At 70.2% G+C, this 17380-nt stretch carries 17 protein-coding genes and 2 rRNA genes; 8 read left to right on the forward strand and 11 right to left on the reverse strand.

Translation table 11 applies throughout. From position 1 onward, the window contains the following. Together ABZ815_RS13120 and rrf are read left to right on the forward strand one after the other, a co-directional pair. A 23S ribosomal RNA gene (locus ABZ815_RS13120) occupies window positions 1-88 on the forward strand; the annotation flags it as partial. 75 nt (window positions 89-163) lie between these two features. After that, window positions 164-280, forward strand: a 5S ribosomal RNA gene (gene rrf / locus ABZ815_RS13125). Between the two features lie 900 nt (window positions 281-1180). Here the strand turns inward: rrf and ABZ815_RS13130 are convergent. From ABZ815_RS13130 to pstS, 7 genes are all read right to left on the reverse strand, one after another. Then, a complete protein-coding gene (locus ABZ815_RS13130) occupies window positions 1181-2455 on the reverse strand; it encodes a PQQ-binding-like beta-propeller repeat protein (RefSeq protein ID WP_357697239.1) in 1275 nt (424 codons plus the stop codon). A gap of 473 nt (window positions 2456-2928) precedes the next feature. Beyond that, on the reverse strand, window positions 2929-4278 hold the full coding sequence (locus tag ABZ815_RS13135; RefSeq protein WP_357697241.1) for a hypothetical protein: 1350 nt from the start codon (window positions 4276-4278) through the stop codon (window positions 2929-2931). Window positions 4279-4791: 513 nt separating this feature from the next. Continuing rightward, window positions 4792-5517, reverse strand: coding sequence for a response regulator transcription factor (locus ABZ815_RS13140; RefSeq protein WP_357697243.1), 726 nt, complete (start codon window positions 5515-5517; stop codon window positions 4792-4794). Then, a complete protein-coding gene (gene pstB, locus ABZ815_RS13145) occupies window positions 5517-6293 on the reverse strand; it encodes a phosphate ABC transporter ATP-binding protein PstB (protein WP_357697245.1) in 777 nt (258 codons plus the stop codon). Before pstB ends, ABZ815_RS13140 begins: the two co-directional genes overlap by 1 nt. A 15-nt stretch (window positions 6294-6308) precedes the next feature. Next, a complete protein-coding gene (gene pstA / locus ABZ815_RS13150; RefSeq protein WP_357697246.1) occupies window positions 6309-7181 on the reverse strand; it encodes a phosphate ABC transporter permease PstA in 873 nt (290 codons plus the stop codon). After that, complete coding sequence (gene pstC / locus ABZ815_RS13155) at window positions 7178-8158, reverse strand: phosphate ABC transporter permease subunit PstC (RefSeq protein ID WP_357697248.1); 981 nt, start codon at window positions 8156-8158, stop codon at window positions 7178-7180. The genes pstA and pstC overlap by 4 nt, the downstream gene beginning before the upstream one ends. A gap of 6 nt (window positions 8159-8164) precedes the next feature. Continuing rightward, window positions 8165-9280, reverse strand: a complete 1116-nt coding sequence (pstS, locus tag ABZ815_RS13160; RefSeq protein WP_357697250.1) for a phosphate ABC transporter substrate-binding protein PstS — start codon at window positions 9278-9280, stop codon at window positions 8165-8167. A 137-nt stretch (window positions 9281-9417) separates the two neighbouring features. Between pstS and ABZ815_RS13165 the strand changes: the two genes are divergently transcribed. The 3 genes from ABZ815_RS13165 to ABZ815_RS13175 all read left to right on the forward strand — a co-directional run bounded on the left by ABZ815_RS13165 (window position 9418) and on the right by ABZ815_RS13175 (window position 11200). Next, entirely contained in the window at window positions 9418-9891 is a 474-nt protein-coding gene (locus ABZ815_RS13165) for a low molecular weight protein-tyrosine-phosphatase (protein ID WP_357697252.1), read from the forward strand. Further along, entirely contained in the window at window positions 9878-10663 is a 786-nt protein-coding gene (locus tag ABZ815_RS13170; RefSeq protein ID WP_357697254.1) for a fructosamine kinase family protein, read from the forward strand. Before ABZ815_RS13165 ends, ABZ815_RS13170 begins: the two co-directional genes overlap by 14 nt. A 165-nt stretch (window positions 10664-10828) precedes the next feature. Then, entirely contained in the window at window positions 10829-11200 is a 372-nt protein-coding gene (locus ABZ815_RS13175; protein ID WP_357697256.1) for an Rv3235 family protein, read from the forward strand. A 17-nt stretch (window positions 11201-11217) separates the two neighbouring features. On the opposite strand, the gene hisN is transcribed toward ABZ815_RS13175, so the two are convergent. Next, window positions 11218-12015 carry a histidinol-phosphatase gene (gene hisN, locus ABZ815_RS13180; RefSeq protein ID WP_357697762.1) on the reverse strand — a complete coding sequence of 266 codons (798 nt, stop codon included), beginning with the start codon at window positions 12013-12015 and terminating at the stop codon, window positions 11218-11220. An 89-nt stretch (window positions 12016-12104) separates the two neighbouring features. Between hisN and ABZ815_RS13185 the strand changes: the two genes are divergently transcribed. Next, on the forward strand, window positions 12105-12560 hold the full coding sequence (locus ABZ815_RS13185; RefSeq protein WP_357697258.1) for a DUF4442 domain-containing protein: 456 nt from the start codon (window positions 12105-12107) through the stop codon (window positions 12558-12560). A gap of 12 nt (window positions 12561-12572) precedes the next feature. Here ABZ815_RS13185 and rsgA read toward each other — a convergent pair whose 3' ends face one another. The 3 genes from rsgA to ABZ815_RS13200 form a co-directional block, all read right to left on the reverse strand. Then, entirely contained in the window at window positions 12573-13604 is a 1032-nt protein-coding gene (gene rsgA, locus ABZ815_RS13190) for a ribosome small subunit-dependent GTPase A (RefSeq protein ID WP_357697764.1), read from the reverse strand. Between the two features lie 94 nt (window positions 13605-13698). Beyond that, window positions 13699-14973: a 3-phosphoshikimate 1-carboxyvinyltransferase gene (aroA, locus tag ABZ815_RS13195; RefSeq protein WP_357697260.1), complete on the reverse strand. Its 1275-nt coding sequence runs from the start codon at window positions 14971-14973 to the stop codon at window positions 13699-13701. 72 nt (window positions 14974-15045) lie between these two features. Beyond that, window positions 15046-16077, reverse strand: coding sequence for an NAD(P)-dependent alcohol dehydrogenase (locus ABZ815_RS13200; RefSeq protein ID WP_357697262.1), 1032 nt, complete (start codon window positions 16075-16077; stop codon window positions 15046-15048). 62 nt (window positions 16078-16139) lie between these two features. Between ABZ815_RS13200 and ABZ815_RS13205 the strand changes: the two genes are divergently transcribed. Next, complete coding sequence (locus ABZ815_RS13205; protein WP_357697264.1) at window positions 16140-16883, forward strand: SOS response-associated peptidase; 744 nt, start codon at window positions 16140-16142, stop codon at window positions 16881-16883. 156 nt (window positions 16884-17039) lie between these two features. Further along, the gene (locus ABZ815_RS13210; protein WP_357697266.1) at window positions 17040-17372 is read left to right on the forward strand and encodes a TraR/DksA C4-type zinc finger protein; all 333 of its coding nucleotides are present in this window, start codon (window positions 17040-17042) and stop codon (window positions 17370-17372) included. Window positions 17373-17380 lie beyond the last annotated feature (8 nt).

Genomic DNA, 17380 nt, shown 5'->3' on the forward strand with positions numbered 1-17380 from the left:
CCGGTAGACGATCGGGTTGATAGGCCGGAGGTGGAAGCACAGTAATGTGTGGAGCTGACCGGTACTAATAGGCCGAGGACTTGACCTCAAAGCATTTTGCTCGCGTCCACTAGGCAATTCTGAGACAGCAAACGGCGTTGTTCGTTTGACAGTTTCATAGGGTTACGGCGGTTATGGCGGGAAGGAAACACCCGGTTACATTCCGAACCCGGAAGTTAAGCTTCTCTGCGCCGATGGTACTGCACTCGGGAGGGTGTGGGAGAGTAGGTCACCGCCGGACAATCTTTTGAAAGGGCTCCGACTTAGGTCGGGGCCCTTTCTGTATTTCTGGAGCATTCTCCACGCGCCTGGTTCTCTTCGAGGGCATATGGGCGTGGTGGTGTGGCTGGCCGCGCTCCGGGATGTCGCGGCTGGTGCTGCGCTCGGGCTGGCGTGAGGTGTGGGCCGGCAGGGTGGGCACTCGCGAGGGTGCGGGCCGGTGCTGGGTGGGCCGGGGCTTCGGGTGCGTGATGGGGCGAGGCCGTGCGACGGGGACTGCGGGATGCGCCGGGTGAAACAGCTGGCGAGCGCGGTTGCGGGTGCCCTGGCGGGCGGCAGGTGTAGGGCAATGGGCGTGGCGGCGGGTGCTGCGCGCCGGGCCGTCGGCATTTGAGAGGCGACGGCTGGGATGGTGTCGGAGCGGTAGGCCATTGAGAGCGGCGTCACCGGCTCGTTAGAGGCGGGCAGCGAACGGTCCGGTTGACGGAGGCAGACAGCCGACGGTGAAACCGACCCCACACACACCCAGGGAACCAGCCCACACCCTCAGTTTCCCCACCCTCTTGCCCCAGATCCCAGGGACACCTCCCCGGGGGCTCCGCCCAACCACACCCAGGCGCCTCCACCCTCCAGTAGCGCCCCTCACGAGCATCACAACCGCGCCCTCCATGAGAAGGCGAACCCCACCCTGCGTCCCCCTCCCGACCAGAGACCTTCACACAGCAGTGCCCCGCCCCCACCACCGGCCCGTTTCGAAGCCTCCACAACCAGGGCCTGTCCGAAGCCCTGTGCCTGACAACGTGGCTCTTCCACCACCTGCTCTCGGCAGAGAGGATCGGTAGGGCGGCGGGGAGCCTGTGGGGTTGCTGGATATGGGAGAAGGGCCTCACGCGGGATGCGTGGGGCCCTTCTGCGTTGGAGGTCAGTCGGACTTTGTGTTGACGTAGGTGACGGCGTACTTGGTGGCTACGGAGGTCCAGGGGACGGTGATCACTGCGCCGTTGCGTTCGAAGACGTGGGCCTTTTCGGCTTCCGTGCCGTACTTCTGGGGGAGGGTGGCCAGTTCGGTCACCTTGCCGGTGGCGGCGTCCAGGCGGATGAGGCGGGGGGCCAGGTCGCGGCGGTCGCCCGTTTCCACGGCCAGCAGGCCCTTATCGTCGGCGCGGATGTAGGTGAGGATCGTGTCGTGGGTGCCGGAGGATTCCCACAGTTGCTTGCCGGTCTTCAGGTCGAAGGCCAGGGCCTTGTTGCGGGAGCGCATGCTCTGCGGGACGTTCTCCGGGAACGAGGCCAGGTAGAGGCGGTCGCCGTGGATGGTGTAGCGGCGTTGTTCGTACAGGCCGCTGACGAAGGCCACGGTGTTCATGGCGAGCATGTCCACCTCGGCGGTCTTGATCTCGGTCACCTTGGTGGCGGTGTCGGAGTAGACGGTGAAGCTGTTCTGGCCGCCGGACTCGTTGCGGATGATGGCGGGGGAGGCCGACAGGAGGCTGCTCATCAGGCCGAGCTGGCCGAGGGGGGCCTGCTTGGTGATCTTGCCGGTTCCCGGGTCGATGTACTGGAGGCGGGTGCCGCCTCTGAAGGTGCAGTCGAGGATCACGGCGACCCGGGTGGGGGCGGTGTTGATGTCCTTGATATGGCAGCCGTCGTCGCGGGCGGTGGTGGCGCTCCACGCCTTGCGGCCGTCGGAGAGGCGGTAGGCGGTGACCGAGTCGTTCAGCTCGGTGACGGCCACGCCGTCGGCGCTCATGATGCGGGGGACGTTGATGGAGTTCGCGAGGGTGGACTTCTCGGCCGGAATCTTGATCTTCCAGGTGAGTTTGCCCGTGGTGGTGTCGATGCCGGCCAGGTGGTCGCACGAGGTGTTGCTGCCGTACGCGATGGCGGCCTTGCCCTGTGACAGGTCCGGGGTGGCGCCGCAGAGCTGGGCGCCCGGTGAGGGGATGCCCCAGGCGCGTTTCCCGGAGGTGAGGTCGTAGGCCAGGACGCCGTCCTTCTGGGCGCGGATGACGACCTTGTCGGTCAGCCAGCTGCCGAAGGCCAGGGCGGTGGTGAAGTCCCAGCTTCCGGCGTTGGGGAGGGGGACGTCCCATTCGCCTGCGCTGTCCCCGCCGCCGAACGCGGTGATGCCCCCGCTGGTGGTCCCCGTGGTGGCGACGAACCAGGCGGTGCCCGTGCTGACGGAGAGGAGGACCACGGCCGCGCCGGTGGCGAGCAGGGCGGTCTTCCACTTGGGGCGGGGGCTGTGCTGGGGGTGCGTGGGCGCGGGGTAGCCGCCGTTCGCGGGAGGCTGCGGGGGTTGTCCGTATGGCGAGGGAGCGCCGGGCGAGGGGGAGTTCGGTGGGTATGCGGCTGGGTTGCCCGTCGGTGGCGGGTAGGGAGCCGCGCCCGTCGGGGGCTGGGGATAGCCCGTCGGGGGTTGAGGGTAGGAAGGCGCCCCGGTGGGGGCGTAGGAGGTCGGGCCCGCGGTCGGTTGTGGGTGGCCCGCGGGTGGGTAGGCGGTCGGGGGCGTCCCTTGTGGGGGATATGCGGCGGGGCTCTGGGGCCACGGCTGGGAGGGCGGGGGGTAGGAGCCGGGAGTGGACGCCGGCTGGCCGTACGGGTTGGGGGGTTGGTGGCCGTACGGGCCGGGTGGGGTGTTGGAGTGGTCGGTCATGGTTGGTTCCCCGTTCAGGCCAGCTGCCCGCGGACGTACGACGTCCACTGCCGTTCGAAGTCCGCCTTGCTCACGCCCAGCACCTTGAACAGTGCCGTCTCGCCCTCGTCGCCCTTGGCACGGTAGGACGCGACCACGGCGGTGGTCAGCTTCTGCTCGCCGTACTTCTGGGCGATGTAGCGCATGGCGAGGTGTCCCATCAGATAGTGCACGTTCGTCATGCCGTTGGAGTCCCAGGACGGGTTGTCAGGGAGATGGCCGGAGAAGGGCGTGCTGAGGCGCCCGGCCACGTACGCGCGGCCTTCCTGGACGCGGATGTTCTGGTTGAGCGGCCGGCCGCGGTTGGCGGCGTACTCGGCGAAGCCCTCGATGACCCAGTTCGGCTTGCCGAAGAGGGAGAAGTCGGCGCTGTCCAGGCCGGCCAGGAGGGAGTGGGCCAGCTCGTGCGTGCTGATCTCCAGGATGCCCCCGGAGGACCGGAAGAAGCTTGAGGTGGTGTCCATGACGACCCGCGTGCCGCCGACCTTCACGTCGTCGCCCAGCGAGTTCCAGGCGAGCATGGGGATGGACACGCCCGCTTCGTGCGCCTTCTCCTTGCGGAACAGGTTGCCGAGCTGGTTCTGTCCCTCCACCAGCGCGACCACGAATCCGGCCGGTACGGGCGCGGACGGGTCGCCGTTGCGCTTCCAGAAGTCCAGGTTCTTCTGCGCCGCGCCGGCGACCACCGGGGCGACGCGCCTGGCCATGGCCGCGTCCTGGGGACGGGCCAGGACGACGCTGGCCCCCGCGCGGACCACGGCGATGTCCGGCCAGATGTCCCACGGGCCCGGGTAGTACACGGACTTGGAGCCTTCGCTCACCATCGGCGGCGGCGCGCCGTCCACCTTGGTGACGACCAGCGGCGCGTCCTTGGACGCCTTCTCCAGCGTCCAGCGGTACCACTCCGAGACCGGCCGCAGGTCGATGCCGGCGAACCGGTGGACGAACGCGACGTCCTGCGTGAACTTCAGGGCCCGCCCGAAGCTGTCCTCGGCGCGGCCCTCGCGGCGCATCACCTTGTACGACGCCTCGCTGAGCGGCACCTTGCGCAGGTTCGTGAACACCTTGCGCTGGTCGCGGATGAGCGCCGCGTTGCCCTTGTCGAAGATGGAGGTGAACGCGTCGGCGTTGCCGCTGCTCAGCGCCTTGCCGTGCTCGTAGACCAGCTTGTTGATCTCCTGGTCGGTGACGACCACGGCGTTCGGGTCGCTCTTGCCCGACGCCTCCTGCCGCAGCGGGTCCTGGACGCCGCCTATGCGCCCTCGCAGGACGAAGCCGACCCCGGCGCCCACGGCGATCGCCGCCACGAGCGAGACGATGCCCATGGTGACCCAGAAGCCGGTCCTGCGCCTGGGAGGAGGAAGAGGAGTGGGAGGTGGTGGCGGCGGCTGCATGCCCGGCCACTGTTGCTGCTGTTGCCCCTGATACTGCGGATAAGTCGGCCCCGTTGTCACTTTTGCCCCGAGAGTGCTGGGAAACCCCGAAAGAGGGGAATCGTACCAGTGGTCACATCGCCAGTCTGGTGGGTGGTCGGGGTCTTCGCGCCATGTGGAGTAGGTGAAGATGATTTCCAGCCACTCCTGGCGTTCTGTCGTCATTCTTCGTGATAATTCACGGCGTGATCGCGGGCGGCGCGAGAACGTTTGGCGAACGGCTGATCACCGCCGGCACGGCCAAGGTCCAGATCCTGATGGCGGCGCGGCGGGATTCACCGAGGCCGGCGGGAGGCGCAGTGGATGACCACGTTCGCCTGATGAAGGCGCTGGTGCCCGGGGCCGCGGGCACGACTACGCGGTCGCCGTCCTCGCCGAGGTGGGGGGGCGGCGTCGCCGAACGGATCAGGCGCGGCTTCCGGAGCTGCCCGGCGTGACCAGCCGGTAGCCGACGCCGCGTACGGTCTGGATGAGCCGGTCGTCGTTGTCGCCCAGGCGCGCCCGCAGGCGTTTGACGTGCACCGCGATGGTGTTCGTCGAGGTGGTCGCGGCGGCGTGCCACACGTGCCGCATGATCTGCTCACGGGTGACCGTGCGGTCGGCGTTGCGCATCAGGTACTGCAGCAGCTCGAACTCGCGCAGCGGCAGGTGCACCGCGCGGCCGTCGACGCGTACCTGATACGCCTGGACGTCCAGCTCGACGGCGCCGACGGCCAGCACCTTGCGGGATTCGGGGGAGGCCGCCTGGATGAAGGGCAGCAGTTCCGGCACCCGGTACGGCCGGGCCACGCAGGCCGCCGCCCCCGCCGCGAGCGCGCGTACGGCCTGCTCGGCGTTGCCCTCGCCGACGCCGAGCAGGACCGGTACGGCTCGCGCGAGCCGTACCGCGCGGACGAACTCCACCGCGTCGATGACCGGGAGCGTGGCCGACACGAGCACCACGTCCGGCTGCAGCGCCCCGGCCTGCAGCAGCCCTTGGGCGCCGTCCGGCGCGCCGGTGACGGCCACGCCCTCGCGTTCCAGCGCCGTGGCCAGGTCTTCGACGACGCTTTCGTCGGGGTCGGCGATGAGCAGTACGGGCTTGGTCCGCGTGTCCCCGTTCATCGTGGATGCCGCCTGCTGTGGGGTCATCAGCCGAAGCGTCCCGTGATGTAGTCCTCTGTCGCCTTCTCCGAGGGGTTGGTGAACATACGGGAGGTCTCGTCCATCTCGATGACCTTGCCGGGCTTGCCCTGGGCGGCCAGGTTGAAGAACGCGGTCCGGTCGCTGACGCGGGCGGCCTGCTGCATGTTGTGGGTCACGATCACGATCGTGAACTCTTCCTTGAGCTGGGCCATCAGGTCCTCGATGGCCAGCGTCGAGATCGGGTCGAGGGCCGAGCACGGCTCGTCCATGAGCAGGACCTGCGGCTTGACCGCGATGGCGCGGGCGATGCACAGGCGCTGCTGCTGACCGCCGGACAGGCCGGCGCCGGGCTTGTTCAGCCGGTCCTTGACCTCGTTCCAGAGGTTGGCGCCCTTCAGCGAATCCTCCACGATGCCGTCGAGGGTGGACTTGCCGACCCGGCCGTTGAGGCGGAGCCCGGCGGCCACGTTCTCGTAGATCGACATCGTGGGGAACGGGTTGGGGCGCTGGAAGACCATGCCGACCATCCGGCGGACCGAGACGGGCTCGACGGTGGGGGCGTACAGGTCCTCGCCGTCGAGCATGACCTTGCCCTCGACGCGGGCGCCGGGGATCACCTCGTGCATGCGGTTGAGCGTGCGCAGGAACGTCGACTTGCCGCATCCGGACGGGCCGATGAACGCGGTGATCGAGCGCGGCTCGATGGTCATCGACACGTCTTCGATCGCCTTGTGCGACCCGTAGTACGCGTCGAGGCCCGAGACCTGGATCTGCTTGGACATTGTGGCGGTTACCCCCTATCGGCCCCTGGCGGGCCTGCGCCACCAGGCGATCAGGCGCGCCACCAGGTTGAGCAGCATGACGATCAGGATCAGCGTGAGGGCTCCGGCCCAGGCGCGGTCGATGGCGGTGTCGTTCGGACGGGCCGCCTGGTCGAAGACGAAGAGAGGAAGGCCCATCTGCGGCCCGCTGAACGGATCGTTGTTGATGGAGTCGGTGAAGAACACCGTGAGCAGCAGCGGCGCGGTCTCGCCGGCCACGCGGGCGACGGCCAGCATGACGCCGGTGACGATGCCGGTGAACGCGGTCGGCAGCACGACCTTCAGGATCGTGCGCCACTTGGCCACGCCCAGCGCGTACGACGCCTCCCGCAGGTCGTTGGGCACCAGCCGGAGCATTTCCTCGGCCGATCTGACCACGGTCGGCATCATCAGGATCGACAGCGCGAGCGCGCCGGCGAAGCCGGAGAACGGGTTGCCCAGGAAGAGCACCCAGAAGGCGAGGATGAACAGGCCGGAAACGACTGAAGGGACGCCGGTCATGACGTCCACGAAGAAGCTGATGGCCCGGCTCAGCCGGCCGCCGTGGCCGTACTCGACCAGGTAGATGGCGGTGAACAGGCCGATCGGGACCGAGATGAGCGAGGCCAGCAGGACCTGCTCCAACGTGCCGATGATGGCGTGGTAGGCGCCGCCGCCGACGTCGCGGGCGCCGATGTTCCGCATCGAGTGGGTGAGGAACTCCAGGTCGAAGCGGGGCAGGCCGTTCGAGATCACCAGCCAGAGGACCGAGATGAGCGGCACCACGGCCAGCGCGAACGCCAGATAGACCAGCCCCTGGACGAACCTGTCCTTGATCCGGCGGCTGGTTGAGATGTGCTGGATGGTCATGCCCCTACCGCCCTGAACTCCTTGCGCCGGTTGATCACCATGCGTGCGCCCATGTTGACCAGCAGCGTGATGACGAACAGCACCAGACCGGAGGCGATCAGCGCGCCCCGGCCGACCTGCGTGGCCTCGCCGAAGCCGTTGGCGATGTTGGCCGCGATGCTGTTGGCGTGCGGGGTGAGGATCTCGAAGCTGATGTCGAAGGTGGCGGGGAAGATCAGCGCGACCGCGATGGTCTCGCCCATCGCGCGGCCGAGGCCGAGCATGGCGGCGCTGATGACGCCCGGGCGGCCGAACGGCAGCACGGCCATCCTGATCATTTCCCAGCGGGTGGCGCCGAGCGCCAGGGCCGCCTCCTCGTTCATCTTCGGTGCCTGGAGGAAGACCTCGCGCGAGATGGCCGCGATGATCGGCAGGATCATGATCGCCAGGACGATGCCGCCGGCGAGCATGGTCTTGCCGCCGATGGCCCCTTCGCCGGAGAACAGCGGGAACCAGCCGAGGTTCTCGTTGAGCCACTGCGACGGCGTGCGCAGCAGCGGCACCAGGAACGTCACGCCCCACAGGCCGTAGACGACGCTGGGCACGGCGGCCAGCAGGTCGACCAGGTAGCCGAGCGGCCCCGCCAGGCGGCGGGGCGCGTAGTGGGAGATGAACAGCGCCACGCCCACTGCGATGGGGGTGGCGATGACCAGCGCGATCGCCGAGCTGAGGACGGTGCCGAAGGCCAGCGCGCCGATGCCGAACACCTGGCTGCCGTTGGGCTCCCAGATCAGGTCGGTGAAGAAGTTGCCCTTGTTCGCCTGCAGGGCCGGGACGGCCTCGCTGATGAGGAAGACGGCGATGGCCGCCATGATCCCCAGCAGCAGGACGCCGGCACCGGTGGAGACGAACTTGAAGGGGCCTTCACCATGGCTGCGCCGCGAGGCGGACCGGCCCGTGGCCGGCCCGCCCCCACGGGTACGAACGTTGGTCGTCATGTTCTGCTAGGAGATCGCGCCGACGGCGGTGCGGACCTTGGTGAGCAGCTCGCCCGCGAGCGGGGCGTAGCCGAGCTCCTTCAGCGCGGCCTGGCCCTCGTCGCTGGAGGTGTAGGTGAGGAACTCCTTGACGATCTTCGCCTGCTCGGGCGCGAGGCCCTTCTCGCAGGTGATCTCGTACGTCACCAGCACGATCGGGTACGCGCCCGCGGTCTTGGTGGCGTAGTCGATGCTCAGCTTCAGGTCGTTGCCGGTGCCGGTGATCTCGGCGGTCTCGACCGTCTTGGCCGCGCTGTCGGCGGTCAGCTCGACGAACTCGCCGGAGCCGTTGGCGACCTTGGCCTTGCTGAGCTGGGAGTTCTCGGCGAAGGAGAGCTCGACGTAGCCGATGGAGCCCTCGGTGCTCTTGACGCTGGCCGCGACCTGGTCGGAGCCCTTGGCGCCCTGGCCCTTGGCCTCGGCGGGCCACGCCTTGGCGGGCTCGTACGGCCAGCCGGCGGTCGCCTTGAGGAACTTGGTGAAGTTGTCGCTGGTGCCCGACTCGTCCGAGCGGTGGAAGGCCGAGATCGGCGTCGACGGGAGCTTGGCGTCGGGGTTGTCGGCCTTGATGGCCGCGTCGTCCCACTTGGTGATCTTGCTGTCGAAGATGCCGCCGATGGTCTTGGGCGACAGCTGCAGGCCGTCCACGCCGGGGACGTTGTAGACCACCGCGACCGGGCCGGTCACCATCGGGATGTTGATGGCCTTGCCGGTCTTGCACCGGGCGTCGGCCTGGGCGGGCTCGCCCTTGTCGTCCTTGAGGGCGGAGTCGGAACCCGCGAAGTCGACCGTGCCCGCGATGAACGACTGCACACCGGCACCCGAACCGCTCGGCTGGTAGTTCAGGCTCACGCCCGAGTTCTTGGCCTGGAAGTCCTTCTTCCACTGGTCGATCGCGTTGGCCTGGGCCGAGGAGCCGGCGGCGTTGATGGTGCCGCTCAGGCCGTTGTCGTTGCCCGCGGCGGGTGCGCTGGCGGCGGTGGTGCCGTTCGTGCTCCCCGAGCTGTTGTTGTCTGTGCCGCACGCAGCGAGCGAGAGCGCGCCGACGACGGCGACGGCGGCGAGCCGGCCTGCATACTTCACGGTTGGGTTCCCCTCACTTGGTCCTTAGTCGTCCATGAAGTTATGCAGGCAAAGTGACTCAGACCCCCCAACAAGGGTGAACGTTCGGTGAACGCGCCTGGTCATCTCCATCAATTTGACCAGGGAAGATGGGATCCATGAGCTATCGCGTGTGTCTCGTGTGCATGGGGAACATCTGTCGTTCACCGATGGCCGAGGTGGTGCTCCGGCGCACCCTGGACGAGCACGGGCTCGGCGGCCGGGTCGTCGTCGAGAGTGCGGGCACCGGCGGCTGGCACGTCGGCGACCCGATGGACGAGCGGGCCCTGGGCATCCTGGCCGAGCACGGCTACGACGGCGCCGCCCACCGCGCCAGGCAGTTCACCGAGGACTGGTTCGACCGCTACGACCTGGTGCTGGCGATGGACCGGGACAACGCCGCCAACCTGCGCCGGCTGGCCCCCGGCGGGGTCGAGGTGCGCCTGTTCCGCTCGTTCGACGCCGGCGCGCCGGACGGCGCCGAGGTGCCCGACCCCTATTACGGTGGCCGCGAGGGCTTCGAGGAGGTGCTGACCATGCTGGAGACGGCCTCGGAGGGCGTGGCCGGGCACATCGCCGATGAGATCGACTGAGGACCTCGGCTCCTCCCACGGTTGGCGGCTGCTCAGAGGCGTGCTGCCGGACGGGCGGGAGGTGTTCGCCAAGCTCGGCGCGGCCTCCGACGTGTTCGCCTCCGAGGCCGCCGGGCTGCGCTGGCTGGGTGAGGCGATCACCGTGCCCGAGGTCGTGGAGGTGGGCCCGGACCGGCTGGTGGTGTCGTGGGTGCCGCAGGAAGCGCCCACGGCGGCGGCGGCCGTGCGGTTCGGCGGTGACCTGGCCCGTCTGCATCGCGCCGGGGCCGACGGGTTCGGCGCGCCCTGGCCGGGGTTCATCGCCGAGCTGCCCATGGACAACTCGCCGGACGGCGACTGGCCCTCCTTCTACGCGACCCGGCGGGTGTTGCCGTTCCTGCGCCTGGCGCGGCTGCCGTCCCGGGACGCGACGCTGGTGGAGCGGGCCATGGAACGGTTCGCCGAGGTGGCCGGGCCGCCCGAGCCGCCGGCCCGCGTCCACGGGGACCTGTGGAGCGGGAACGTGTTGTGGTCCGGCGGCACGGGGGTGCTCGTCGATTCGGCGGCCCACGGCGGGCATCGGGAGACGGATCTGGCCATGCTCGCCCTGTTCGGGCTGCCGTACCTGGATCAGGTGATGGGGGGCTACCGGGAGGAGTTCCCGCTCGCGCCGGGGTGGCGGGAGCGGGTGCCGCTGCACCAGTTGCATCCGCTGCTGGTGCACGTGGTCCTGTACGGAGGTTCCTACCGCGATTCACTGATGAATGCGGTCGCCAGGGTGTTGTCGCTGTGAACAACCGATAAAGAAATAGGGGATCCAGCTCGGGGAAGCCTTTCTTCGCCCAAGCGGATGAAAGAGGACGATGGCCGGGTAAAGTTGGCGGATTTCGTATCCGGCGGCCCCGGCCGGAAACTCATTAAGGCGTTTCCTTCTTCCCCCTGAGTCATTGGAGGACGCATGGCGGACGACCTCACCCACGGCGCACTGGCCCTGACCCCGCTGGTCTGGGGGCCGCCCGGGGCCCGGCCCGACGAGCGCAGGCTGCGTCAGCTCGGGCAGGCGCTGGCCGAGGTGCTGACCGGCCGCCGTCCGCCGGAGTCGGTGGCCGACCGGCTCACCGGCCGGGCCTACCGCGACCTCGTCAGGGCCGGGCGGATGATCTCCGCAGAGCGGCCGCCGTTCGTCGGGAGCCCGCACGTCAAGGAGCCCAGGGAAGGGGCCGTGGAGATGTGCCTTCTGGTGCATTGCGGTGAACGCAGCCACGTTCTGGCCGTACGGCTGGAGCGGCACGGACACCAATGGTTGTGCACCGACTTCGAGACGGCCTGAGGGCGGGCCGCCCCGGCTCAGGAGATGATCGTGGTGCCGTTGAGGCGGTTGAGGACCTCGTCGTGGAGGGCGCCGTTGGTGCAGACCAGGCTGCCGCCCTCCAGCCCGCGCACGCCGGCGAGGTCGGTCCACACGCCGCCGGCCTCCTCGACGATCACGGTCAGGGCCGCCATGTCCCAGGGGGACAGTTCCGGCTCGGCGGACACGTCGGCCGAGCCCTCGGCGACCATCATGTGCGACCAGAAGTCGCCGTATGCGCGGGTGCGCCAGCAGGCGCGGCCGAGGTCGAGGAAGTTGTCCAGCTTGCCGAGCTTCTCCCAGCCGCCGAAGCTGGAGTAGGAGAAGGAGGCGTCCTCCAGCCTGGCGACCGAGGAGACGTTCATCCTGGTGGCCTTCGCCAGGCTCCTGCCGGTCCACGCGCCGCCGCCGGTCGCCGCCCACCAGCGCCGGCCGAGCGCGGGGGCCGACACCAGGCCGACGACGACCTTGCCGTACTCCATGAGCGCGATCAGCGTGGCCCAGACGGGCACGCCGCGCACGTAGTTCTTGGTGCCGTCGATGGGGTCGATGATCCACGACCGGGCTCCCCACCCGGTCTTGCCGAACTCCTCGCCCACCACCGCGTCGCGGGGCCGGGCGCGGCGCAGCGTGCCGCGGATGGCCTCCTCGACGGCGCGGTCGGCGTCGCTGACCGGCGTCAGGTCGGGCTTGGTCTCGACCTTGAGGTCGACCGCCTTGAACCGCCGCATGGTCAGGTCGTCGGCGGCGTCCGCCATGACGTGAGCGAGGCGTAGATCGTCGTTGTAACCCTGCACGGTCAGCCACGCTATCGCGTCAGTCGTGCCGGACATCAGTCACCGGCGCCCTTTTCTGGTAACTCCCTTTTCACCTACTGACCAGTAACATGTCTCCTATGTCCATTGATGTAGGTGCCTTCCTCCTCGAAACCGTTCCATTCGCCCGTACGTTGGGGATCGTGTTCGACTCGGTCGAGGACGGCCGGGCGGAGTGCCGGCTGCCGGACCGGCCCGAGCTGCACAACCACGTGGCCGGGCCGCACGCGGGCACGCTGTTCACCCTGGCCGAGTCGGCGTCGGGGGCGGCGGTGCTGTCCAGGTTCGGCGACCAGCTCAGCCGGAGCGTGCCGCTGCCCACGACGGCGACCATCGAGTTCCGGAAGGTGGCCCTGGGGGAGGTGCGGGCCGAGGCGCGGGTGGCGGCCACCAGGGAGGAGGTCGTCGCGAAGCTGGACGCCGGTGAGCGCCCGGTCTTCGACGTGCTGGTCGACGTGCGGGACGCGGCCGGCACCCTGGTCACCAGCCTGACCGTCACCTGGACCCTGCGCCCCAACCGCCCCTGAACCCGCCGGGGGTCAGGCGGCCGGCTCGTCGGGGGCGCCCTCGCGGCTGGACAGCAGGCGGCGCAGCGACTCCAGGCGGGCCGGGTCGGCGTTGCCCTCGGCCGCCCAGGCGTCGAGCGCGCACCCGTCGCCGAGATGGGTGCAGCCCTTCGGACAGGTGACCGTGCCCTCGACCAGGTCGGGGAAGGCGGCCAGCACGGTCTCGACCGACACGTGGGCCAGGCCGAAACTGCGCACCCCCGGCGTGTCGATGATCCAGCCGCCCTCGGGCAGCTCCAGCGCGACGGCCGAGGTGGAGGTGTGACGGCCGCGGCCGGTGACCGCGTTGACGTGCGAGACCGCGCGGTTGGCGTCGGGCACCAGGGCGTTGACCAGGGTGGACTTGCCCACGCCCGAATGGCCCACCAGCACGCTGATGCGGCCGGCCAGATGCTCGCGCAGCTCGTCGAGCGAGCCGCCCTTGTGGACCACGATGTGCGGCACGCCCAGCGGCTCGTACAGGGCGACCAGCTCGTCCGGCGGGGCGAGGTCGGACTTGGTGAGGCAGAGCAGGGCGTCGATCTCGGCGTCGAACGCCGCCACCAGGATCCGGTCGATCATCCGGGGCCGGGGCGGCGGGTCGGCCAGCGCGGTGACGATCACGAGCTGGTCGGCGTTGGCCACGACCGGGCGCTCGATGCCGTCGGTGTCGTCGGTGTCGTCGGCCGAGCGGCGCAACATCGAGGTGCGCGGTTCCACCCGGACCACCCTGGCCAGCGTGTCGGGGCGGCCCGACACGTCGCCCACCAGGGCCACCCGGTCGCCGACCACGATGCCCTTGCGGCCCAGCTCGCGGGCCTTCATGGCGACCACCAGCCGGCGCTGCTGCTGCTTGCGTTTGTGGCCGCGCTCGGGCTCGACCAGGGTCGTGTAGCGGCCCCGGTCGACGGCGACCACGAAGCCCTCCACGGCGTCCTCGTGCGCGGGACGGATGCGGGTGCGCGGGCGCGAGCCCTTGCCCGGCCTGACCCGTACGTCGTCCTCGTCGTACTCCCGCTTTCTCAGCGGTCCGCTCCCATGCGCTCGCTTCCTCTCACCATGCCGGACCCTCCTGCGAAGTGCCCCCGCCGCCTGCCGCGAAACGCCCGATCACCGCTGCTCATCGGGACTCCAGCATGGCCGCCCACATCTGGACGAACTCGGGCAGCGTCTTGGCGGTCGTCGCGATGTTCTCCACCTCGACGCCCGGCACCGCGAGGCCGATCACGGCGCCGGCCGTGGCCATGCGGTGGTCGTCGTAGCTGTGGAACACGCCGCCGTGCAGCGGGCGCGGGCGGATGAGCAGGCCGTCGGCCGTCTCCTCGACGTCGCCGCCGAGTGCGTTGATCTCGGTGGCCAGCGCGGCCAGCCGGTCGGTCTCGTGGCCGCGCAGGTGGCCGATGCCGCGGATGCGGCTCGGCGTGGTGGCCAGGGCGGCCAGCGCGGCGATCGTGGGGGTCAGCTCGCCCACCTCGTGCAGGTCGGCGTCGAGGCCCTTGACCTCGCCCGTGCCGGTGACGACCAGGTCGTCGCCGTCGCGGGTCACCGTGGCGCCCATGGTGGTGAGCAGGCCGCGCAGCGCGTCGCCCGGCTGGGTGGTCTCCGGCGGCCAGCCGGGGACGGTGACCGTGCCGCCCGTGACCAGCGCGGCGGCCAGGAAGGGGGCCGCGTTGGACAGGTCGGGCTCGACCGTCATGTCCCTGGCCGCGATCGGGCCCGGCTCGACCCGCCACACGTCGCGCTCGGCGTCGTCGACCCTGACCCCGGCCTCCCGCAGCATGTGCACGGTCATCTCGATGTGCGGCTGGGACGGCACCGGCGGGCCGACGTGGCGGATCGTGACGCCCTTCTCGAACCGCGCCGCCGTCAGCATCAGCCCCGAGACGAACTGCGAGGAGCCGGAGGCGTCGATCGTGACCTCGCCGCCGGTCAGCGGCCCGCTGATCGTGAACGGGAGCGCGTCGTTGTCGATGCGTGCCCCCAGCGCGCGCAGGGCGTCGAGGATCGGGCCCATCGGACGCCTGCGGGCGTAGGGGTCGCCGTCGAAGAAGACCGGCCCGTCGGCCAGCGCCGCCATCGGCGGGACGAACCGCATGACCGTGCCCGCCAGACCGGCGTCGATGCGGGCGCCGCCGCTGACCGGGCCCGGCGTCACCTCCCAGTCGACCGCGTCGGTGGTCTCGCGCACGGCCGTCAGCGTGGCGCCCAGCGCGCGCAGGGCCGAGACCATGAGGTCGGCGTCGCGGCTGCGCAGCGCCTGGCGCACGACGCCCGGACCGTCGGCCAGCGCGGCCAGCAGCAGCGCGCGGTTGGTGACGGACTTGGAGCCGGGCAGGCGGACGGAGGCGTTGACGGGGGTGGCGGCCGTCGGCGCGGGCCAGTGCTGAGCGGGCATGTCCAAAGCCTACTGGGCCTGGTACGGCGCGTTCACAGCCTGTGGACAACGCGTCGTCCCGTGTTCGAGGGATCAAGGGGTCAGGACCGCGCGCCCCTCGATCGCGCCGGACTCCAGCTCGGACAGCACCGACGCGGCCTCGGCCAGCGGCCGGCGTTCCACCCGAGCCCTGATCCGCCCCTGGCGGGCCAGCGCGAGCACCTCGTGCAGGTCGCGCCGCGTCCCGGCGTACGGCTTGACGACCGCGGCGCCCCACGGCAGGCCCTGGGGCGGGCTCGCCGCCGGGAACGCCAGCGTCCCGCCCGCCAGGCCCACCACCACGACCTGCCCGTACGAGGACACCGCCGCCGCGGCCAGCGACAGCGTCGGCCCGGCGCCCACGAAGTCGAGCACCACGTCCGCGCCCACCCCCTTGGTCAGCTCCAGGACGCGCCCGGCCGCGTCGCCGTCCGACAGGACGGTCTCGTCGGCGCCGTAGCCCCCGGCGGCGGCCAGCCTGGCCGGATCGAGGTCCACGGCGACGATCCTGCTGCCCGTGACCGCCCGCAGGATCTGCACCGCCATGTGCCCGAGCCCGCCCACCCCGATCACCACCGCGGTCGCGGCCGGCGTGAGCAGCGCGCGGCACCTGTCGATCGCGTGGTACGGCGTCAGCCCCGCGTCCGCCAGCGGCGCCGCCTCCACCGGGTCGAGCCCGCCGAGCGGCACCAGCGAACGCGCCGGGGCCACCATGTACTCGGCCATCGCCCCGGGGAACCCCAGCCCGGGGCCGGGCACGAGACCGCGCGGGAACCGTTCGCAGGCGTTCTCGGCCCCCTCGGCGCACCGGCGGCACACCCCGCAGCCCCACACGATGTACCCGACGACGCCCTGGCCGACCTCCCATCCGCGCACGTCGGCCCCGAGCTCCGCCACCGTGCCCGCGGGCTCGTGCCCGAGCGTCATCGGGTACGGCAGCCCCGAGGCGGCGTGCAGCAGGTGCAGGTCCGAATGGCACACGCCGCACCCGGCCACGCGCAGCAGCACCTGACCGGGTCCGGGGGAGGGCACGTCGGCGTCGGTCAGCTCGGCTCTGCCGGGCTCGACGAGCTGGTAAGCCTTCACGCGAGCACGCCTACCCCGTCCGGCGGGGCCGGAAGCGAACACACGTATGGCAATGTGGGGACATGTGCGGTAGATACGCCTCGGCGCGCAAGAAGCACGAGTTGCTGGAGGAGTTCCAGGTCGAGCTCGACGGCGAGCCCGACAAGGAGCTGGGCGCGGACTTCAACGTCGCCCCCACCAAGAACGTCTACGCGGTCATGAGCCGGACGTCCAAGGAGGACGAGCACGCGGTCCGGCAGCTCAGGATCGTCAAGTGGGGCCTGGTGCCCGTCTGGGCCAAGGACCCGTCGATCGGCTCCCGGCTGATCAACGCCAGGGCCGAGACGCTGGCCGAGAAGCCGTCGTTCCGGCAGGCGTTCGCCAAGCGCAGGTGCCTGATCCCGGCCGACGGCTACTTCGAGTGGATGGCCGTCGAGGGCGAGAAGAAGAAGCAGCCGTACTTCATCCACCCCGAGGACGGCGGCGTGCTGGCCATGGCCGGCCTGTACGAGTTCTGGAAGGACCGTACGCGCGACGACGACGACCCGCTCAAGTGGCTGGTGACCTGCGCGGTCATCACGACGGACGCGGAGGACCACCTCGGCCGCATCCACGACAGGATGCCCATGATGATCGAGCGCGACCGCTGGGCCGACTGGCTCGACCCGGGGCTGACCGACACCGACCGCGCCTCGCGTCTCCTGGTGCCCGCGGAGGCCGGGAGGCTGGCGGCATATCCCGTTTCCACTGATGTCAATAATGTCCGGAACAATGGACCGGATCTCATCAAACCGCTGCCCGACGGGGAAGAAGCCGGCCTTTTCTAAAGGTGTAAGAAGCAGGGTAAGTGGGCATTCGGTGAGGAAAGCGATGCAACCGTTCACTCGGTGTCACCGCTCTGACATGCCCCTAATTGCGCCAGGCGGGACAACCGGGGAGTCCTCGCCGCGGGCTTCCCCCTTTTCACCCGGAGGTGCGGATTCGTGGACGTCGCGACCGCTCGTAGGCGGCTCGAAGACATGCTCGTGGAGCTGGACCGTTCGATCGGGGTCCTTCGGGGCGATCCCGTCGCGATCCGTGAACGCTCGGCGGCCGACGCGGGCTCCGACCTCACCGACGCCGACCGCGCGCAGGCCATGCTCACCGCGGCGACCGCGCAGCGCCGCGCGGTGACCGAGGCGATCACCCGCCTGGACGAAGGCGCGTACGGCAGGTGCGTCGACTGCGACAAGCCGGTGCCCGAGGGCCGGCTGGAGGCCCGCCCGGAGGCCGCCCGCTGCGTACAGTGCCAGGGAAGACGCGAACGCCGCCGCTGACCGCCCGG

It is taken from the genome of Nonomuraea sp. NPDC047529 (genome assembly GCF_040642995.1).
GTDB lineage: Bacteria > Actinomycetota > Actinomycetes > Streptosporangiales > Streptosporangiaceae > Nonomuraea.